The sequence below is a fragment of the Lysinibacillus sp. FW12 genome, assembly GCF_050817245.1.
GTDB classification, from domain to species: domain Bacteria; phylum Bacillota; class Bacilli; order Bacillales_A; family Planococcaceae; genus Lysinibacillus; species Lysinibacillus irui.
In genome coordinates this window covers 4,413,371-4,429,433 of sequence record NZ_CP139094.1, presented here as the reverse complement: position 1 = coordinate 4,429,433, position 16,063 = coordinate 4,413,371, and the positions used below count along the sequence as shown (strand labels likewise).

At 36.0% G+C, this 16,063-nt stretch carries 15 protein-coding genes; 9 read left to right on the top strand and 6 right to left on the bottom strand.

Going from position 1 to position 16,063, the window contains the following annotated elements:
- Positions 1-20 precede the first annotated feature (20 nt).
- Positions 21-2,135, bottom strand: coding sequence for a choice-of-anchor I family protein (locus tag SJW71_RS22715; protein WP_431811603.1), 2,115 nt, complete (start codon positions 2,133-2,135; stop codon positions 21-23).
- Between the two features lie 269 nt (positions 2,136-2,404).
- On the opposite strand from SJW71_RS22715, the gene SJW71_RS22710 reads away from it, so the two are divergent.
- The 3 genes from SJW71_RS22710 (at position 2,405) to SJW71_RS22700 (ending at position 5,936) form a co-directional block, all read left to right on the top strand.
- Positions 2,405-3,454: an NAD(P)/FAD-dependent oxidoreductase gene (locus tag SJW71_RS22710; RefSeq protein ID WP_431811602.1), complete on the top strand. Its 1,050-nt coding sequence runs from the start codon at positions 2,405-2,407 to the stop codon at positions 3,452-3,454.
- A gap of 170 nt (positions 3,455-3,624) precedes the next feature.
- On the top strand, positions 3,625-5,139 hold the full coding sequence (locus SJW71_RS22705) for a DEAD/DEAH box helicase (RefSeq protein WP_274795361.1): 1,515 nt from the start codon (positions 3,625-3,627) through the stop codon (positions 5,137-5,139).
- Positions 5,140-5,156: 17 nt separating this feature from the next.
- Entirely contained in the window at positions 5,157-5,936 is a 780-nt protein-coding gene (locus tag SJW71_RS22700) for a YqhG family protein (protein ID WP_274795362.1), read from the top strand.
- Positions 5,937-5,973: 37 nt separating this feature from the next.
- Here SJW71_RS22700 and SJW71_RS22695 read toward each other — a convergent pair whose 3' ends face one another.
- The gene (locus SJW71_RS22695; protein WP_274795363.1) at positions 5,974-6,294 is read right to left on the bottom strand and encodes an ArsR/SmtB family transcription factor; all 321 of its coding nucleotides are present in this window, start codon (positions 6,292-6,294) and stop codon (positions 5,974-5,976) included.
- Positions 6,294-6,716, bottom strand: a complete 423-nt coding sequence (locus SJW71_RS22690) for an SRPBCC family protein (protein WP_274795364.1) — start codon at positions 6,714-6,716, stop codon at positions 6,294-6,296. Before SJW71_RS22690 ends, SJW71_RS22695 begins: the two co-directional genes overlap by 1 nt.
- Positions 6,717-6,874: 158 nt before the next feature.
- On the opposite strand from SJW71_RS22690, the gene SJW71_RS22685 reads away from it, so the two are divergent.
- Positions 6,875-7,513, top strand: coding sequence for a LysE family translocator (locus SJW71_RS22685; RefSeq protein ID WP_312507655.1), 639 nt, complete (start codon positions 6,875-6,877; stop codon positions 7,511-7,513).
- Positions 7,514-7,546: 33 nt separating this feature from the next.
- Here the strand turns inward: SJW71_RS22685 and SJW71_RS22680 are convergent, their stop codons facing one another.
- Entirely contained in the window at positions 7,547-8,860 is a 1,314-nt protein-coding gene (locus tag SJW71_RS22680; RefSeq protein WP_407132629.1) for a short-chain fatty acid transporter, read from the bottom strand.
- 306 nt (positions 8,861-9,166) lie between these two features.
- On the opposite strand from SJW71_RS22680, the gene SJW71_RS22675 reads away from it, so the two are divergent.
- The 5 genes from SJW71_RS22675 to SJW71_RS22655 all read left to right on the top strand — a co-directional run bounded on the left by SJW71_RS22675 (position 9,167) and on the right by SJW71_RS22655 (position 13,589).
- Positions 9,167-10,051 (top strand): LysR family transcriptional regulator, encoded by an 885-nt coding sequence (locus SJW71_RS22675; protein ID WP_274795367.1) that lies wholly within the window; start codon positions 9,167-9,169, stop codon positions 10,049-10,051.
- A gap of 107 nt (positions 10,052-10,158) precedes the next feature.
- On the top strand, positions 10,159-10,866 hold the full coding sequence (locus SJW71_RS22670; RefSeq protein ID WP_312507653.1) for a CoA transferase subunit A: 708 nt from the start codon (positions 10,159-10,161) through the stop codon (positions 10,864-10,866).
- The gene (locus SJW71_RS22665) at positions 10,866-11,501 is read left to right on the top strand and encodes a 3-oxoacid CoA-transferase subunit B (RefSeq protein WP_274795369.1); all 636 of its coding nucleotides are present in this window, start codon (positions 10,866-10,868) and stop codon (positions 11,499-11,501) included. The genes SJW71_RS22670 and SJW71_RS22665 overlap by 1 nt, the downstream gene beginning before the upstream one ends.
- Positions 11,502-11,574: 73 nt before the next feature.
- Positions 11,575-11,988, top strand: coding sequence for a VOC family protein (locus SJW71_RS22660; RefSeq protein ID WP_322606486.1), 414 nt, complete (start codon positions 11,575-11,577; stop codon positions 11,986-11,988).
- 243 nt (positions 11,989-12,231) lie between these two features.
- Positions 12,232-13,589, top strand: a protein-coding gene (locus SJW71_RS22655) for an IS3 family transposase (protein WP_274793488.1) whose coding sequence is annotated in 2 segments (ribosomal slippage) — positions 12,232-12,685 and positions 12,685-13,589 — 1,359 coding nt in all. Because the reading frame shifts where the segments join, the coding sequence is not laid out codon by codon here.
- Between the two features lie 65 nt (positions 13,590-13,654).
- Here SJW71_RS22655 and SJW71_RS22650 read toward each other — a convergent pair.
- Entirely contained in the window at positions 13,655-14,116 is a 462-nt protein-coding gene (locus SJW71_RS22650; RefSeq protein WP_274795371.1) for a hypothetical protein, read from the bottom strand.
- Between the two features lie 694 nt (positions 14,117-14,810).
- The gene (locus SJW71_RS22645) at positions 14,811-16,001 is read right to left on the bottom strand and encodes a tyrosine-type recombinase/integrase (protein WP_341385424.1); all 1,191 of its coding nucleotides are present in this window, start codon (positions 15,999-16,001) and stop codon (positions 14,811-14,813) included.
- Positions 16,002-16,063 lie beyond the last annotated feature (62 nt).

Genomic DNA, 16,063 nt, shown 5'->3' with positions numbered 1-16,063 from the left:
TCGAACAGCCTTTTTCAATATTAGTATGATTGAACAAATAAACGATAAAGAATGGACGCGATAGTAGCGCGAGATAATGTGCTTTGTGGTTCGAAAAGTTGTTGTTTATCTCCTGTTAAAATTCCAGCTTGTTGTAAGCTATAAATGGCCTCTTTAGTATGAGCGGAAATAGCAGCATCATCCTTGAATAATAGCTTTGGCTGATGCTTTGATAATGGTTTTTCTATTAGCTTTGTAAAATTATACAAAATTACGGCAGCTTCCTCTCGGCTAATAGGTTCATGAGGCCTAAACTTTCCATCTGTTGAATCAACTAGCTTATGTTCATGAGCCCAAGCAACAGCTTCAGCAAAATAATCATCTGGTTTTACATCTGAAAAAGGGGCTTTTGTTGTAGTGCTAATCCCCTGTGCTCGACTGAGAACAGTAATAAATTGTGCTCTTGTCAGTTGTGCGTTTGGATAAAACTGATTTTTTGTGATGCCATTAAATATCTGAGTGCTTGCTAAGTATTCAATAGCTGTTTGAGCCCAGTGTCCTTGTATATCTGAAAATGTACTGTTATTCGAGTTGCCAAATGTAAAAGCAGTAACAGTGCCACTAACCTCGTGGGCAGCAAGTAAAGTTGGAAGTCCAGTAATACTTGTGGATGCAGGAATAAAGGTTAAACCTTCTGGTGAAACATCTCCCTTTATGTTTTCACTAAAATCTCGTTCATTGAAATATTGAACAAACTCTGGAGCATCCGGCTTTGTAATATCATACATCATAATGCCACCAACTCGTTCTATACCGATAAAGGCATACGTACGATCACCAATTTGCCCGATTTTTACATCCTCTGGTTCAGGTCCTTTTTTACCGCTGCGATTATCAAGCTTAGTATTATTATTGGAAGCATTGAAGTATTCAGGCAATGAATCAGCAATGACTTTTTCAAAATCACTACCGCTATCATAGATCTGTGTCATTGTATCGGCTTCATAGATTGAGAAAGACCGTGCACCGAAGCTATATAACTTTCCTTGTTGTAAACCATCATAATCAGATGAATCAAAAAGAACAACATCATTTCCTTTTAATTCCGTTTCTTTTTCATTTATGTAACCATTCCAATCACGTGAATCGCCTTCATTTGCTGTGACTAAATACGTTTTACCATTTACCTCGTAGGATGCAATTCCATCAGGCATATAGATTCCAAAAAGATTCTCTGTAGTAATATTGATTTTGTTATCTTTCATAAAATCCAGAGCATTTTTTTCCTTACTATGATCCTTAAAACCTAATGGTTGTATATTTATCCATTCACCCATTGTAAGATCTAGAGTAGCAATAGCATTTGCTTCTTGTAAGGTAATATAGGCTTTATCACTCATACGATTGACAGCTATATATTCTGGTTCAAAATCAACGGACGGATTCGTTTTCTTCTTTAGAATTATTCCTTTAGCCACAAGATCCTCACGTTGAGCGTCCATAGCCTTAAAAGTTATGTTTTTAGCAGTGGCTTTTGTCATATCAGTTGAGAGCTCAATTATACTGACGCTGCCTTCGGGATCTGTGGCCATCTCATAACCTTCTCGGGGTTCACCTTCATTTGCTACAAGTATCTTCTTTCCATCCGGGGTAAAGGTGATCATATCAGGCTGTTTACCAGCTTCCACAACATGAAGGATTGTACCACTGTAATCTAACAATACAGCTAATCCATTATCATTGTAGTCTGCTGCTTGTACTGCGGCTGCGATGATATCCGATTCCGTGCTAATACTAATACTTGTCACGTCCCCATATGAGAAGTTTGGTTTTACTTCTTTTAATGCCTTTTCAAGATTTATGAATTTCTCTGCTTTTAGGGTAGTAAAGGGCGTATTTTTTTGTAAAGGGACAACCTCAATTTGCTTAGTCGTCCCGTTGATCACATAATATTTGTGATTGTCAGCATTGTAAGCAACGATTTCGGTTGCGCCGCCATCCTCATTTTTTACACCAGAATCATACCGAGAGGAGACATTTAAGGTTAATTCAGACGGTATTTTTTCTACCGCATAGGATTGATTTTCTCCCACTAAAAAGGAAGCTAAAGCTATAGAACAACCTGCTGCCATTGCGGCTAATTTTTTATACTTCATACATATTAAACCTCCAATTAAAGTTAGTTTAAGCGTACATGTCCAATGTAAAGGCCGTATAAAGATTAATTAAAGAATAGTAAGATTTAGCAAAATATAAGGTTTTCATTATCATTTTAGTTGATAATGATTATCATTATCGTATAATGAGGTAAGGAGGAAATATAAAGTAATTTTTGTATATGAAAAGTAAACAGTTAGAGCTGTAAGTAGGTAAGCCAATGCTATGGCCTTGGGATAGGAATAACAAATGAAAGGTGTGTTAAATATTGTTAGAACAAGAATTGTATGATGTAACAATCATTGGTGGGGGACCTGCAGGTTTGTATGCTAGTTTTTACTGTGGTTTACGTGAAATGAAGACAAAGTTAATTGAATCACAGCCACAGCTTGGTGGTAAAATCCATGTTTACCCAGAGAAAATGATTTGGGATATTGGAGGAGTTACGCCCATTTCAGGTGGGCAACTTATTAAACAATTAGTCGAGCAAGCCTTAACGTTTAATCCTTCCATTTATACAAATGAAAAAGTGCTGTCAATTGCCAAAAATAAAGAAGGAATTTTTGTCGTTACAGCTGAATCTGGAAATATTCATTATTCTAAAACGGTTATTGTTGCTATTGGTGGTGGCATTCTGAATCCTCAAAAAATCGAAATTGAGGGAGCTGAACGCTTTGAAGTATCGAATTTAAACTATACAATCAAATCCTATGAAAAATTTAAAGATAAGACAGTAATAATATCTGGTGGTGGTAATACCGCTGTAGATTGGGCATTAGAGTTAATGGAGGTAGCTTCCAAGGTATACTTAACTTATCGAAAAGATAAATTGTCTGCACATGAGGCTCAAATAACAGAGCTTACGAATAGTGCCATTGAGTGTCATTATAATTCTGAAATTACCAAGCTCATTGCAGACGATCAAGCAGGAATGATTAAAGCGATTGCTTTAACGAATCATGAAACAGGCACTGTAACAGAAATTCCTGTCGATGAAGTGGTTATCTGTCATGGCTATATACGTGATAAGGAGTTATTAGATAATAGCCCGCTAGCCATTGAACGTAAAAATGACTATTTTATTGCTGGTTCAATAAATAGTGAATCTTCCATTCCGGGTCTGTATGCTGCAGGTGATATTCTGCATCATGCTGGTAAAATCCATTTAATTGCTGCAGCATTTCATGATGCATTACATGCAGTCAATAGTGCGAAGAAGTATATTCAACCTGATGCTTCAGAGGGTGGTATTGTTTCCTCACATAACGATATATTTAAACAACGTAATCGCAAGCTATTGCAGGAAAGTTTAAAATGATAATTCCTAGGAACACTAATAAACTGTTGGTGTTCCTTTCTTTCTGTTTTCACATGCTTGATGAGGAAAATGATGTTCTATAAAATTGCCCCACTTAGTTGTTTTTTATCGGAAGGAACATAGATTTCCCTTTTTTGGACAACCTAAGCTAGAAATAATGACATGAGGTGATGATCATGAAAATAGAAAGGTCGTCCGAGTGGGAAGAAGGATTTGTTAATCGATTAAATCATCTTGAGAAATGGCATAGCTGGACATTGTATAAGATGAATTATGATATTGTGAAAATGAAATTGATTCCTGACTTTACAGGATTACAAGCTACGAAGTATTTACCTAATTTAAAGCCGCTGACACATCAGCTAGAAGCAGCTGAAACTGTAATTGAACGCATGAATGGAAAGGCTATCTTAGCTGATGAAGTAGGTCTTGGTAAAACGATTGAAGCTGGTTTAATTTTAAAGGAGTATCTCATTCGAGGTCTTGTCAAAAGGGCATTAATTTTGGCCCCTGCCTCTCTAATTAATCAGTGGATAGAAGAGTTAAATGTTAAATTTCATATACCTGCCATCGCCTATAAAAAAAATTGTCCGATAGAGCGCTACGATGTCTTAATTATGAGTATGGATACAGCAAAAAAAAGTCCTCATAGAGAGCGTATTTATGAGCAAGATTATGACATGATTATTATTGACGAGGCACATAAATTAAAAAATAATAAAACACAAATTTATGAATTCGTTCAAGGTTTAAAGAAAAAATTCTGCTTATTATTAACAGCCACACCTATACAAAATGATGTGTTCGAATTGTTTTATTTAATCTCATTATTAAAACCGGGTCATTTAGGGAACTATGATACCTTCCAATCGGCATTTTCAGCTAGTAAGCATCATTTAGAACATGATGATTATTTGAAAGAATTAGTCAATCAGGTTATGGTGAGGAACCGAAGAGAAGATACGGGTATAGAATGGACGAATCGTTGTGTTCAAATTGTACCGATTACTTTTACGGACGAAGAAAGAGAAGTTTATGATATGCTTGGAAACCTTGAAAACACAGGATCATTTTCATTAATTACATTGCAAAAGGAAATGTGTAGTAGTAAGGAAGCGACAGCATTAACATTAACAAATATGCTGGAAGAGCATGCACAGTCACAAGATATTGAAGCAATTATAGCAAAGGTAATGGCTTTAAAAGTAAATTCAAAAGCAGAAAAAACGCTAGAAATTGTGAAGCAAGCAAATGACAAGGTTATCATTTTTACTGAATATCGGGCTACACAAATTTATCTACAGTGGTATTTACACTCTAATGGTATAACGAGTGTGTTGTTTAATGGTAAATTTAATAAAAGTAAACGAGATTATATGAAGCATCTTTTTAAAGAAAGAGCACAAGTACTTATTGCTACAGAGGCAGGTGGAGAGGGGATAAACCTTCAATTTTGTCATCATGTTATCAATTATGACTTACCATGGAATCCAATGAAGCTAGAGCAAAGGATTGGTCGTGTCCACCGTTTAGGTCAGGAGCATGACGTCCATATTTATAACCTTGCTATCGAAAATACCATTGAAGAAAAAATCTTGGAATTACTTCATACAAAAATAGATGTGTTCGAGAAAGTGGTTGGTGATTTAGATGCCATTTTAACTAACTTTAAAGAATCCGTATGAGGTAAGGAGGAGCAGCCATGTATCCGCAACAAGTCCATCACTATTTAAAGGAATTTTTTTCTGAGAATGACTGTGCCATTTTGGTAGAAGAAAATCATTATTTAACGGTGCAACTAACAGTAGATATTGATAAAAGAATTATGAATAGGCCGTTTTACTGGCAGTATATAGAAGCGACGAATAGTGAGCCAAACCCAGCTCAAGTAACCTTTATTACAGATCAGTCAGCACTATCAGGCAATGTATTTGGAGAGGCAATTCATTACGGTTCGCCACGTCTAAATCAGCTATTTTTAGCGACAAGGGAGCTTGGTGCATATGTACAATTGTTTGAAAAGGTTGATCGAGATATGGGACAGGTCATTTTAACGCCCTGGCTAGGCGTTAATTTTAAAGTTTCCTATTGCTGTGATCGTACGAAAGAAATGCTTTATTCATTTGGTATCAATTTATTAACGGGTGTTATCAAGGAGGATTTTCATGAAACGATTTGTTCTTCGGATTTTGACACAGAACCCGCAGACAATGTATTTCATGTGCAATATATTATAAAGCCAACGCGAGCGCTTGAAAGATTAAAGGCTACAATAGAGTCAATTATTGAGCAGGACGATCATTCATGGGCAAATGAAGCACAAAAACGATGGCAACGAGATCAACGAGTTTTAGATTATTTTTATGAAGATGTAGAGGAAAAACCAGAATGTTATGAAATTGAAAGAAAAGCATTAGAGGAGCAATATGAATCTAAAATTAAAATTGACATAGTGAATGGCGGATTATTTTATCTCTTTTAAGAAGGAGCTGTCTGAAATAAGGACAGCTCCTTTTCTTTTATGAATCTTCAACCAAGCTCTGTAGCTGAGCCAATTTATTGTCCCAAAATAAATGGAAATATTGCAGCCAATCTTCAATTTCTTTTAAACGCTCGCTATGCAGCGTATAGATTTTCTCTCTACCCTTTTTTTGGGCAGAAATAAGCTCTGCCTGTTCTAATATTTTTAAATGCTTCACGACAGCAGTTCGACTTATGTCAAAATGCTCGGAAATATTAGAAATGGGTCTATCAGTTGCTGCAAGGAGCTGTAAGACATTTCTTCTTGTAGGATCAGCAATTGCTTGAAAAACATCATACTTTACTGCTGATTGAGACATTAGGATTCGGCAATCTCTTTTAATTTTTGATGAATAATCATTGTCCACCCGCCATCCATTTTTGTACGGATAGCTTCAGCAGCTGTGTTGGCTTTAGGGATAATATGTGAAGCTTCCTTCCAGCCTCCATGTGTTAAGGTAAATTCAGTTTGCTGTCCTACTTCTTTTAGCTCAAAAGTTACAAACCAGCCATCCTCATCCCAGGCAAATCGCAGAAAATGTGGGGCATCTACACGTTCTACCTTACAAGGTGAAGGTCCAAAAGGTGATTGAATAGTGAATTCGTGGCCTTCGATAGGTTGAAAATCATTTGGCATAAACCAAGTAGCAATCTTTTCAGCCGTTGCTACTGTTTCCCACACTTTTTCAATAGGGGCGTTTAGTGTAATTGTTTTGACAATATCCTGTAATTGTTCAGTCATGTTGAGTTACTCCTTTGTTGATGATATATAACCATAAGGTGTTATGAATATATAACACCTTATGGTTATATGTCAATAAAAATAATTTCTATCTTTTTGTAGGGCGATGCTTGTGCTACAATTAATTAAAATTTTCTGACAGATGGTGAGGGGATTTTATGGTCAACATATCTGTGTTCTTAGTTATGTGCATTTTGCTCATTATTTTACCTGGTCCTGATACAGCCATTGCCACAAAAAATACGTTAACTGTAAGTAGAAGGGGAGGGTTGCAGACAATAATAGGTTCTTGTTGTGGTTTATTGATTCATACATGTGCAGCAGTTATCGGACTTTCAGCTATTATTGTGAAATCTGCCTATATATTTGCCGTATTAAAGTATGTTGGAGCGGTTTATTTATGTTATTTAGGTATAAAAACCTTGTGGACACTTCGAACAATACGCACACAACCGCCTGTTGTAGAAGATGTGGAAAGCATGGATCACAAATATTCTCAGCAATCTTGCTTTAAGCAAGGGTTTCTAACAAATGTGACAAATCCAAAGGTCGCTGTATTTTTCCTAACATTTCTTCCGCAGTTTGTGGACGGTACAAGCGGGACATTTTTTCCTTTTTTAATAATGGGTTTAATTTATACAGCATTAACCATGTTATGGTTTGTCTTTTATGTCTATCTTTTAGATCGAATTAGCGCATTTATGAAAAGGCCATCGACGAAGGCTATTATCGAAGGGGTAACTGGCGCTGTGTTAATAGGCTTTGGAATTAAATTAGCATTAGAAAAAGCCCACTAATTTTGTTGGGCTTTTCTAATGTAATATAAAATGTTAGAAGAAAAGGAATCCTATGCTAATAATGATTCCGGTATAAATTAAAATAAACAAACAGAAGCCCATAATATCTTTTGCCTTTAACCCAGCAATAGCAAGAGCAGGCAAAGCCCAAAATGGCTGAATCATATTCGTCCATGCGTCTCCCCATGCAATTGCCATAGCTGTTTTCGCATAATCTGCCCCTAATGCCGTCGCAGCATCTAACATAATAGGCGCTTGCACAGACCATTGTCCACCACCTGATGGAACGAAGAAATTGACTAATCCTCCTGAGAAGAATGTAAATAGATAGAAAGTATGTTCATTGGAAATACTCACAAACCATTGAGAGAACACTGCAGCTAAACCTGAATCTGTCATCATTCCCATAATGCCCGCATAGAAAGGAAATTGAATAACGATACCTGTAGTTGTTTTAATGGCATCCTGTGCTGCCGCAAGGAAACGCTGAGGAGTACCATGAAAAATAATGCCCAAAACAATAAAGATTGTATTGACTACATTTAAATCTAGGGCAAAGCCTTTTGTAATAAAATGATGAAATAAAAAGACAAGTCCAATTAAACCGATTAATATCGTTAAAATATAGCTACGCTCCGAACGACTTGCGAAGTTATTTTCTGGCTTAGGTAGTGCGACTTTTTCTTCCTCTAATAATGAGGGCTCAACTTCAATTGTATCTTCGTCCTTTGGCATCATCCAGCGATTAAACAAAGGTAAAGTTAAAGCTATTACAATAACAATAAATAAGTTATACGTTGAAAATAGTGTAACATTTGTTGGTATAACACCAATTAAATTTGCAAAAGGATGTCCCTCAGTTGCAATGGACAGGGGAATAGAGCCTGCCAATCCTCCATGCCAAATGATAAAACCCGAATAAGCACTAGCAATTAATAAGCGGTAATCTACTTTCTTTACATGACGAGCAATTTCCTTTGCAAATAAAGCCCCAATGACAAGACCAAATCCCCAGTTAATCCAACATGCTATAAGTGATATGAATGTTACAATAATAATGGCCATGCTTGGTGTCTTTATTTTACTAGCTACAGCTGACAACCCTTTTTTGAAAATTGGGCTATTTGCCAGTATATGTCCAGCTGCTAACACAATGACCATTTGCATCGTAAATTCTAATAATTTCCAAAAATTACCTCCCCAATAAGTTACCATTTCGAGAGGTGACGAATCAGTAAGAGAGACCCCTAATAACAGTACTAAAACTGTGAGTATAGTGACAAATATGTATGGGTCGGGTAAATACTTTTCCATAATAGTATTTGAAATCTTTGTTAATGTTTTCATTCATGAATCCCCTTTCTTTTTTTCTGCATCCCCTACACTTAATATTACATAGAGATTATTGCGAATAAAGAGAAAATTTGTATAAGGTACGATAAATAAAACGTGAAATAGAAATAGATGTTTTGGGATTTTAATAAACGTGACCTAAATTAATGTTATTGTAATCATATGAAAGCCTTACAGCTATAGTATTCGGATACAAATTTTTTTAGAAGAAGGACTAGCAATATCAGAGAAGAATTTATTACTATATAGGAGTTTTTTAAAATAATTCATAACAAATTAGAATAAATGAGGAAGATGTTTATGGAATTACGAGATTTAAAAGCTTTTATGGCTGTGGTTGAACATGGAAGTTTTACGAAGGCAGCGAATGAATCGTTTGTATCGCAGCCTTCATTAAGTAAAAGCATTAAAAAATTAGAAGATACATTGCACGTTGAATTGTTAAACAGATCTACACGTAATGTAGAGTTAACAGATGCTGGAGATATAGTCTATAAACAGGGGCAAAAAATAATGCGCTCTGTACATGATTTGCATATTTTACTGGATGATTTATTACATATTAAAACTGGCTCAATCAAGTTAGGAATTCCACCTTTAATTGGTACATTATTTTTCCCGAAAATAGCTAGGGACTTTCATCAACAATATCCAGAAGTCCATTTAGAGCTGGTAGAACGAGGAGCAAAAATGGTAGGTACGTTAGTAGAAAATGGCGAGGTGGACATGGGAATAGTTGTGCTGCCCACTGATGAAAGGAAATTTTCAGTTCAGCCATTTGTAGAGGATCAATTTTTCGTATTTATTAATGAATTACACCCATTAGCTCAACAACAACATATACAATTACAAGATTTAAAAAATGAAACTTTTATTATTTTTGCTGAGGAATTTGCATTACATGATTATGTTATTAAATCATGTAAAAATGTTGGGTTTACACCCTATGTGGGCTATAAAAGTTCGCAATGGGACTTAATAGTTGAACTAGTTTCCTCCAATTTAGGTGTGACACTACTGCCATACTCCATTGCTGCCAAACAAACAAATACTAATGTCAAAATTCTTCCTCTATATAATTTTGACATGCCATGGCGTCTGGGAATTATTACAAAGAAAAATACATATCAATCCTATGCATTAAAACAGCTACTCAAAACGGTTCGTATGCAAGAAGATAAGTGATTTATTCTATTTAGGAATAAATAGTATTCAAATTAATTCCTTTACTTGTAAAATAGCAATGATGTAGAATTTTCCTTAATAAACGAGCAAATTTGGGAGGTTTCGAGATGGGGAATGGGAAGGTATGGAGTTCGTTCGAAGATGCTGTTGCAGATATTAAGGATGGAGATACATTAGCTGTAGGAGGCTTCGGGCTATGTGGTATACCTGAAAAGTCAATTGCAGCATTAGTCCAACAAGGAACGAAGGATTTAACGGTTGTTAGTAATAATTGCGGTGTGGATGATTGGGGACTTGGCTTACTGTTAGCAAATAAGCAGATTAAAAAAATGGTTGCTTCCTACGTAGGGGAAAATAAAATTTTTGAACAGCAATTTTTAAGTGGTGAACTAGAAGTAGAATTAACGCCACAAGGTACACTTGCTGAACGACTACGTGCAGGGGGGGCAGGAATTCCGGGGTTTTATACAGCTACTGGGGTGGGAACGCCAATTGCTGAAGGAAAAGAAGTAAAGGTTTTTGATGGAAAAGAATATATTTTAGAAGAAGGAATTGTTGCTGATTTTGCCCTTGTCAAAGCGTGGAAGGCTGATAAGCTAGGAAACTTAGTATACAGAAAAACTTCGAGAAATTTTAATCCTTTAGCTGCTATGTCTGGGAAAATTACGATTGCCGAGGTAGAAGAGATTGTTGAGGTAGGCGAATTAGACCCAGACCATATTCATACACCAGGGGTTTTCGTTCAACGTGTGTTAGTAGGCGAAAATTACGATAAGCGTATTGAGCGTTTGACGGTGAAAAAGGGGGAAGCATAATGGATACAAGACAAAAAATCGTCAACAGAGCAGTGAAAGAAATAGCAAATGGTATGAATGTCAATTTAGGTATAGGTATCCCAACACTTGTTGCAAATGCAATCCCTGCCGATTACGATGTGCTGTTACAATCAGAAAATGGTCTTCTTGGTATTGGCCCTTACCCAGCTGAAGATGCGGTAGACCCTGACTTAATTAACGCTGGGAAAGAAACTGTCACCGCAGTTCCAGGAGCATCCTTCTTTGACAGTGCAGAATCATTTGCCATGATACGAGGTGGCCACATCGATCTTGCTATTTTAGGTGGTATGGAGGTATCTGAAACAGGAGACCTTGCTAACTGGATGATTCCAGGAAAAATGGTGAAGGGTATGGGCGGTGCTATGGACCTTGTTGTCGGAGCCAAAAGAGTAATCGTTGTAATGGAGCATGTGAATAAAAATGGAGAATCAAAGATTAAAAAGCAATGTGAGCTACCACTAACAGGTAAAGGGGTAGTGCATCGATTAATTACAGACTTAGCTGTATTTGATTTTACACAAGAGGGTATGAAGCTTATAGAATTAGCTGAAGGTGTTACTTTAGAGGAAGTAAAAGAAAAGACTGCTGCATCGTTTAGTGTAGCTTTAGCCTAATAATTTCAGACCTAGGACTGTTCCCTGAATGATTGTAGACATCCTACAATAAACTAAAAAGGGAGCCATAACGATGAAACAACAATGGACAAATGAATTAGCAGTTGCACAGGTTAGAATAGCAAGACCCACAGATCGAATCAAAGAAATCGAACGTTTTTACTGTGAAGGTGTCGGATTAAAGAAAATTGGTTCTTTTACAGGACACAGAGGCTATGAAGGTATAATGATTGGCCTACCAAATGCAAGCTATCATCTAGAATTTACTGAGCATGTGGAGGGAAGTCCGTGCCCAGCACCAAGTAAGGACAATCTTCTAGTGCTTTATATTCCAAACAGCGAAATGATTCGGCACATTTCAGATAGACTAGCACTCATGGGATATCCTGAAGTAGAGCCTGAAAATCCTTATTGGGCAGAGAAAGGGGTAACGATTGAAGACCCTGATGGTTGGCGATTAGTATTAATGAATACTGAAGGAATTTAAATAAAAAATAAGAGCACGAGCTATCTGATATAGTCTCGTGTTTTTTTATGATGTAAAATACCCTAGATAGTATATACGAAAAGCATGGCAAAGGAATTTGGTATCCAACTCACTCCAAGATAAAACGGCCTTTTATATTAGAAGGTATAAAGCGGTATGTAAAATAACATGAAAGATACCCCTGCATGTATGAACTGCCCCGTAAAAGTTAGACACCAATCTAACTTTTACGGGGGTTTTTTTATGGCAAAAGTAAAGGCTGAACAACGTATTCAAGCAGTCCAGCGATACTTAAATGGAGATGAATCTATGATTGAAATCGCAGAAGACATCGGAGTGACAAAAAGGGTTGTAAGTGAATGGGTTCGCCGATATCAAAAAAATGGTGTAGAGACTTTCTTAAAGTCCTATACAAACTATTCAGCTGACTATAAAATGAATGTACTAAATTATATGAACGAGACAGGTACATCTTCAGTTGATACAGCTGCTCTCTTTAATATTTCATCTTCTGGCTTAATTCGGGGTTGGAAATTAAAGTTTGAAGTTGGTGGTTATGATGCTCTTGTTTCCAAGAAAAAGGGGCGTCCATCCATGAAAAAAGACACAAAAAGAACAACGAAATCAATACCAGCTGAAGGGTCTGTTGAGGCGTTAACAGCACGTATTAAACAATTAGAAATGGAGAATGCCTACTTAAAAAAGTTGAATACTTTAGTTCAAATGAAAGAAAAATTACCAACCAAATCAAAGCGCAAGTAATTTACGAACTAAAGGAAATCTATGAAGTGGTGGAATTAATCAAAGTCGCTGATATTCCACGTAGTACGTATTATTACTGGGAAAAGCGTTTGAATCGTACTGATAAATACGCTGATGTGAAAGTCGCAATTCAGTCCATTTATCATGAACATAAGGGACGTTATGGCTATCGTCGGATTGCTAAAGAACTTAAAAAATACGGCATTGTTCATGATCCCAAAACGATTAACGGTTTGATGAATGCCATTGGCATAAAATGTGAAGTCCGCATGAGGAAATATCGTTCGTATAAAGGAAAAGTCGGAAAAATTGCCCCAAACATATTACAACGTGATTTTACAGCGAAAAAAATGAACGAGAAATGGGTAACAGACGTGACAGAGTTCCATCTATTTGGTGAGAAACGCTATTTATCACCAGTCCTTGATTTATGTAATGGCGAAATTATTGCATACACGGTAATGAATCGTCCAGTGTATAACCTCGTCCATGATATGCTAGAACAAGCATTGGAGCGCATTCAATCAGGTGATCAAGTCGTTCTTCATTCGGATCAAGGTTGGCACTATCAAATGAAAAAGTATCAACGAACCTTAAAACAACATGGGATTACGCAAAGTATGTCCCGTAAGGGCAATTGTTTAGATAACGCAGTCATAGAAAATTTCTTTGGCTTATTAAAATCTGAACTCCTGTATCTACAAGAATTTGAATCCATGGCACATTTCGAACAGGAACTTCATGACTATATTCACTATTACAATCACAAACGAATGAAGGCAAAATTAAAAGACCTAAGCCCGGTGGAGTACCGAACTCAGGTCTTAGAAGTAGCTTAACTAAATATGTCTAACTTTTTTGGGTCAGATCAGTATTGCGTGGGTATCTTTATTTTGATAGCACCTTAATCCTCTAAAGCTTCATCCTCGTGATAGTGAGTAGCTGCGGATTCAATATCAACCTGTAGATAGTTGGCCCAATCCACTTCGTTAAAATCCTCTTCACTAAAATAAATATTCAAGAGCTCTGTCATCGTTTTGTCCCCGTCAGGCTCAGTAAGAGGAGCAAACCAAGTAATAGCTGGTGTTTTCACGCTTTTTAGTTTGGATAATTCAGCAAAAATCTTAGTGGAATCCTTCAACATCTGACTTTTTGAGCCCTCTGTTACATCTGTATCTTGAATGGAAATCGTCACAACACCTTTGGATTCTTCTACAGAGAACTCATTTTTAACGATTGCACCCACAATATCTTCCACAGTAGTATTTTGATCAACTGCCACTTCCTTTGGTTCTGAACTTTTGCCGCAAGCCGTTACTAATAGTGAAGCAAATACTAGAAGAAAAATTAATTTTTTCAATATCATAACCTCCCTTGTTACTCCATATATGCGCAAAATGAGAGGGAATTATACTTTATTAGAGAATGTTACAAATACTTTTTATTTGTAAAATATAGTTTAGTTTGGGCGAAATCATTTTTGTTCTATTGGGGCCCACAATTACTTTACACATATTGGGTTGATTGTTAATATAATGGCTCAATAATATTGAATGAGTTACTATGCTTGCTGCATCCAAAAAATGTCGATCAATTCGACAAAAGGCGGATTGCACAGGCATACATAAGAATGGTCAAAAGGGGAGTACTAAAAGTAAAAGCTCTTTTAATAAGGGAATGATTTATGCTTTTCTCACCGTTGCTAATGAGATTGTTGCTTTGCCTAATAGTGAAAATGTAAACTTAGGGGTATCAGTGGGAATTATAAGTTACATTAATAAAAAACTCACCCTCCATTGAGAAGGGTGAGTTATTAGAAGCCTTGTGGCTGTAAGATCAAATTAAAAAGCCGCGAATGCCGTAGTTATTATAGAAAGTTTTAAACCACCACTCCTCAAATGAGTTGTTACACGAAAATTATTTATAAATAATAGCAATAAATGCCGTTAATAAAAGCTTTTTAAAAAGTATTTATCATTAATTATCGTTGATTACAATTATTTATAAACAATTTTAACACCAGTTTAACACCAATATAGCACCAGTTATTTTAACTGGTATTAAGATTGTTTTTTTACTTTAAAGAAGTTATCTAATTTGTCAGCAGCTGCACGATCGGCAGATTTAAAAGCATGTCCATAAGTGTTCATTGTCACTGAAATATCAGCGTGTCCCAAACGTTCACTAATAATTTTAGCATGCACACCTTGTGCGATTAATAATGATGCTGAAGTATGTCTCAAATCATGTAACCTAATGTACTTAAAGTTATGCCCATCGATAAAATTTTTCCAATGTTTAGAAGGGCTTGTTGGATATAAATGAGTACCATCAAATGAATGGAATAGCCATTCTCTATCTTGTTCTATCCATTTACCACCTTTTTTCAATTTTTCTTTTGCCCAATGTATACGATATGCTTTTAATTCTTCCATAACTGACTCAGGTAATGTCACATAACGTTTAGATTTTTTGGTTTTAGTAGCTTTGATATGTGGACCTTGTTTAGTCAAAACAATAGATTGGTGAATGTATATCTGTTGATTCTCAAAATCTACGTCTTTCCACTCTAAACCTAACAATTCTCCTTTCCGTAATCCGGCAGCTAGTGCTAAAGTGAACATCATTTTCCATAGTTCAGGTTCACTTTGTAACATATACATTAATGTTTCAATCTCATCTTCTTCATAAATTTGCATTTCTTTATCAACATCATCAGTATCGCTTGGACGAGGCTTTTCAACTCCATCCATAGGGTTGTTAGATAAAACATTCCACTTCACAGCATACTTAAATATGCTTTTTAATGTTCTATACACATCTTGTTTACTATGATAGGTTACTGGCTCATCTTTGCCATCATATCTTTTCATATCTCTCACAACGGACATAAGATGGAATGCGTTGATTTGATCCATTGGCATATGGCCAATAATAGGATTTATATGAAGTTCTAATTTCCGCTGATGATTCCCATAAGTGGTTAAAGCAAGAGTTGAGGCAAAATCCTTTTCCCATTGTTCTGCAAAATCTTTAAAAAGGATTTTTTCTACCTTTACATAATTTCCTGACAAAACTTCATTTTTGAATTTTAGATACTCTCGATCTAAAAATTCCTTTAACTGCTTTGGAGTCATTTTTTCTTCTATAGTAATAGTTTTTGTCTCACGTGGATACCTACCTTTTGCATCTTTAGGTAAATAAACAGTGAAACGATATGAATTTTCTCCACGTTTTACGATACTTGCCATTTAAAATTTCTCCTTTCGATTTAACTTTCAGATATGCTCTAACTAATCACCACCTTTAATAG

Excerpts from the sequence above, each read along its gene's own strand:
- SJW71_RS22660 (WP_322606486.1), top strand. The coding sequence starts at position 11,575 with ATGAAACAACAATGGACAAATGAATTAGCAGTTGCACAGGTTAGAATA.
- SJW71_RS22695 (WP_274795363.1), bottom strand. The coding sequence starts at position 6,294 with ATGTCTCAATCAGCAGTAAAGTATGATGTTTTTCAAGCAATTGCTGAT.
- SJW71_RS22715 (WP_431811603.1), bottom strand. The coding sequence starts at position 2,135 with ATGAAGTATAAAAAATTAGCCGCAATGGCAGCAGGTTGTTCTATAGCT.
- SJW71_RS22690 (WP_274795364.1), bottom strand. The coding sequence starts at position 6,716 with ATGACTGAACAATTACAGGATATTGTCAAAACAATTACACTAAACGCC.
- SJW71_RS22705 (WP_274795361.1), top strand. The coding sequence starts at position 3,625 with ATGATCATGAAAATAGAAAGGTCGTCCGAGTGGGAAGAAGGATTTGTT.
- SJW71_RS22680 (WP_407132629.1), bottom strand. The coding sequence starts at position 8,860 with ATGAAAACATTAACAAAGATTTCAAATACTATTATGGAAAAGTATTTA.
- SJW71_RS22665 (WP_274795369.1), top strand. The coding sequence starts at position 10,866 with ATGGATACAAGACAAAAAATCGTCAACAGAGCAGTGAAAGAAATAGCA.
- SJW71_RS22645 (WP_341385424.1), bottom strand. The coding sequence starts at position 16,001 with ATGGCAAGTATCGTAAAACGTGGAGAAAATTCATATCGTTTCACTGTT.
- SJW71_RS22670 (WP_312507653.1), top strand. The coding sequence starts at position 10,159 with ATGGGGAATGGGAAGGTATGGAGTTCGTTCGAAGATGCTGTTGCAGAT.
- SJW71_RS22700 (WP_274795362.1), top strand. The coding sequence starts at position 5,157 with ATGTATCCGCAACAAGTCCATCACTATTTAAAGGAATTTTTTTCTGAG.
- SJW71_RS22650 (WP_274795371.1), bottom strand. The coding sequence starts at position 14,116 with ATGATATTGAAAAAATTAATTTTTCTTCTAGTATTTGCTTCACTATTA.
- SJW71_RS22685 (WP_312507655.1), top strand. The coding sequence starts at position 6,875 with ATGGTCAACATATCTGTGTTCTTAGTTATGTGCATTTTGCTCATTATT.
- SJW71_RS22675 (WP_274795367.1), top strand. The coding sequence starts at position 9,167 with ATGGAATTACGAGATTTAAAAGCTTTTATGGCTGTGGTTGAACATGGA.